The sequence below is a fragment of the Paenibacillus sp. 01L418 genome, assembly GCF_056400045.1.
In genome coordinates, this window is the sequence record NZ_JBFTSN010000592.1 from 1 (window position 1) to 3,183 (window position 3,183).

The 3,183-nt window shown below is 45.3% G+C and carries 4 protein-coding genes; 2 read left to right on the forward strand and 2 right to left on the reverse strand.

The genetic code is table 11. The features are described 5' to 3' along the window. Positions 1–214 precede the first annotated feature (214 nt). Both AC1DSE_RS33230 and AC1DSE_RS33235 read right to left on the reverse strand, forming a co-directional pair. A complete protein-coding gene (locus AC1DSE_RS33230) occupies positions 215–439 on the reverse strand; it encodes a hypothetical protein (protein ID WP_477511123.1) in 225 nt (74 codons plus the stop codon). Continuing rightward, complete coding sequence (locus AC1DSE_RS33235) at positions 436–882, reverse strand: NADAR family protein (RefSeq protein WP_477511124.1); 447 nt, start codon at positions 880–882, stop codon at positions 436–438. The genes AC1DSE_RS33230 and AC1DSE_RS33235 overlap by 4 nt, the downstream gene beginning before the upstream one ends. Positions 883–1,194: 312 nt before the next feature. Here AC1DSE_RS33235 and AC1DSE_RS33240 point away from each other — a divergent pair, with 312 nt between their 5' ends. Beyond that, a complete protein-coding gene (locus AC1DSE_RS33240) occupies positions 1,195–1,596 on the forward strand; it encodes a VOC family protein (RefSeq protein WP_441883104.1) in 402 nt (133 codons plus the stop codon). A 721-nt stretch (positions 1,597–2,317) separates the two neighbouring features. Continuing rightward, positions 2,318–3,154: a hypothetical protein gene (locus AC1DSE_RS33245; protein ID WP_477528911.1), complete on the forward strand. Its 837-nt coding sequence runs from the start codon at positions 2,318–2,320 to the stop codon at positions 3,152–3,154. Positions 3,155–3,183: the final 29 nt, after the last annotated feature.

A 3,183-nucleotide genomic window follows, 5' to 3' on the forward strand; every position in this document is an offset into this window, starting at 1 on the left:
TTCTTGTCATCTGAAAATATTAAAGTTCGTGATGTGTCACATTTCGTAAATCGTGATAATTACAAACAAAAGGAGCCTCAATGGCTCCTTTTGTTCTACGAACATTAAAAAATCCCCTTTTGGGGATTATCATAATCTTTTTCGGTCTTCAATACCTTGATATAAACGTTCAATACTGTAGCAAGATTAATTGTTGTGCTCTCGATCCTTTCAACTATTTATTCTTCTGCTTTGTAACTTGCTTACCGCCGATGATAAGCATGATAATACCAATTATTGCTAGAATACTCCGAACTAAGAATGGACGCAATGAAAACACAGTTTCACCTTGCCATTGCAATCCGAACAATGTTTCATTCAGCCCCACTATCGCCAATAATGGCTTAAAAAACAAACTCAGCGCTAATAATACTATCCCCCAAATCATTTTGCTATTCATTGATTCAAAACCTCTTTTTCAATTAAGATTATGGCACAATCACCAGTTGATAAGAGAATTGACTTAACATTTGGATGTTGTTCTATTTTAGCGACGATAGCTTCCCGCATAATGTTAACTTTGCACTCTTCCCAATCTTTACGGAGCGGTTTATATTTATCTCGGCCTAATCGGGCGGCATCCATTGGCGTACTTGCAAAACGTAATTCATCTTCATGAACGGTACCTACAAACTTTTGAGCTTGAAAATAGTGTTCCGATGTTGGCCAGTCTTTGTTTTGTAACGTAATTGAATGTTTCGAAAAATTTGAGAAACAACCATATGGCTTATTTATTTCATAAAAATTGATTACCTTCTTATCTGCATTTCTGCTTAAAAGATTCCGTTTATTTTCTTCAATATTCTTTAATAATTCTTTTGCGATTTTTGCAATCTCATCCAAGAAACTTCCCCCACTCTTCATTCGACTTATAAACGCTGTTAGTATTTTTCTATATTTATTCTAGATATGATTAAGCTATCCTGCTCGTTGGCTTAATAAAGTAACGTCAGTCTATTACTTTATTTTATTCTGACAATTGCTGCATACAGTCGTTCGTTTACCCCTGATTGCGGAGCGCGTATTTACTAAGTAAATCGTAGGATGCATGACAGGAATGTCATACTTTGCTGTTTCTTTTATAAGATTCGCTTCTACAGCCAGAAGTAGAGTATAGTAGGAGAAGTTAAAAATTTATTCCAGGAGGCTACAGCCATGTCACAGGAGATTTGGATTAACCTACCAGTCAAAGATGTTGAGAAGTCAACTGCCTTTTTCAATGAGATTGGATTCCATGCGGTGAGCGTTGGTAACGAGAGAGCCAAGCTTGCCATAGGCCAAACAACGATTCTGCTGTTCCCGGATGCGGCGTTTGAGAAATTTACCGGTTCAAAAACCGCAGATACTTCCCGTTGTGCAGAAGTAATATTTTCCATTGGTGCTGGAAGCAGAGAAGAAGTAGATGCCTTTATTCAAAAAGTAGAGTTTGCCGGAGGAAGCATCTTTGGCAAGCCGAGTGAAAATGACGGCTGGATGTACGGCGCAGGATTTGCCGACTTGGACGGTCACCGTTGGAATTTGCTGTACATGGATGAGAGCAAAATGCCGAAACGCTAATATGGAAACGCCGGTCACCTGCTAAAGGTCACCGGCGTTTACTCTTATTTCGGAAAGATTTTTCGATTTCCTCTAAAACTCTGGAGAAATTGCCCACCAATTTTCATCCAATAGAAACATTATTCCAAAATAATGACCGGCACCTTGCCCGAGAGTACCTTCAATTCATCAAGCAATTCTCCCAGTCGTTCAAAACCGTTCTACTCGTGCGCAATACTCTCAAATATCCCGTACGGTTCGTTCCTTCGTAGAAAAACCTGAACGACGCTGGCTCCTTTAGCCACATCTAATCCTACAACTGGCTCCATATAACACTCCCTAATTATAAAGTTGCCGTCACTCCCACGATTGTTCCAAACCCATAGCTTCGCTACTGATTTATTGAACTATTGTTTCCCATTAGATGTACAAACCAGGGTCCCTTTACGATTGGCTGTTAGAGTATAAAAGTTCATGAGCAACAATGTTGATAAGTTTACCAATCGGGTCGTGGACATACAATCTTCGAACACCCCAAAGCTCATCAACAGGCCCATATTTTATGTGAAATCCAGCTCTCTTCATGCCTTCTAATGCATGTTCGTGAGTTTATTTCCTATTGTAAAGTCTTCGAGAATGAGTCAATATAGTAGTCAATAAGTGGAAAAATACAGCAAAAAAATTATGGAGGTGAAGGATATCTATGAGGGATGCTGCAGAGGGACAACATGAGCACAGTGAGATGCTGCCGCTGTTTTCCACTACGGATAAAGGCGGACGAATGACTGCGCTGCTGCCGGGACGTGGCGTCGGACGCGCGACTCCGCTGCTGCCGTGGCTGTTCGCAGCTGCTGCACTGTGGGCGCTGACAGGCTCCCTGCCGTTTGGTGCCCTGCTCGGTCTTGCGCCAACACCGGCGATCAGTATGCTCCTCGGTCATCCGGTCACGGTGGGCGTCGCCGTAGTGTTGCTGTTCGTCGCAATCGGTGTGACTGGCGGAGTGTACTTGCGAGCGGTAGAACAGTTCGGACAGACCAGGGTCGCCGGCCTCTTCGTGTCGCTCGCGATTGCAGGAGGACTCGTCATAATCGCTGGAGTCTTCCTGATCTGGACGCTGATCAGCGATCCGTCGCGCCCCTTCAACCTCGAGGCCATCGGGACGTCACCGACGATCCCGCCAGAGCTTGGCGCTGTCATCGGAGCCGCCTTCGCCCTCTGGGCCACCATCGCGCTCTTACGGTTGCCCGGCTCGATCGCGCATGCCCGGCTACGTCAGAGTGACATTGAGCGCCTCCGAGTGGAGGGCTGCTCGTTCATCGGAACACTGACCACCGTGAGCTTCACGAACTGCTGGCTCTTCGATCTCCCGATATTCAAGGTCGAGGTAGGTTACATCGTCGACGGTACTCCTCGGGTCATCTCAGCGCACATGCGCACCAGTTCCGACCGTGTTCCCCTAGTAGGCTCTCGCATGCTCGTGCTGACAGACGATCGCGGAACTACCCACTTGGAGGTGGACCTGTCCAAAGGAACGACATTTGAGCCGGACGTGAGGAAGTACGCCGCACCGACCGACTGATGCTTGGATCGGTGTACTCTCCACAAGCT

What these genes read in the sequence shown, in the direction of transcription:
- AC1DSE_RS33245 (WP_477528911.1), top strand. Translation starts at nt 2,318, where the DNA reads ATGCTGCCGCTGTTTTCCACTACGGATAAAGGCGGACGAATGACTGCG.
- AC1DSE_RS33240 (WP_441883104.1), top strand. Translation starts at nt 1,195, where the DNA reads ATGTCACAGGAGATTTGGATTAACCTACCAGTCAAAGATGTTGAGAAG.
- AC1DSE_RS33230 (WP_477511123.1), bottom strand. Translation starts at nt 439, where the DNA reads ATGAATAGCAAAATGATTTGGGGGATAGTATTATTAGCGCTGAGTTTG.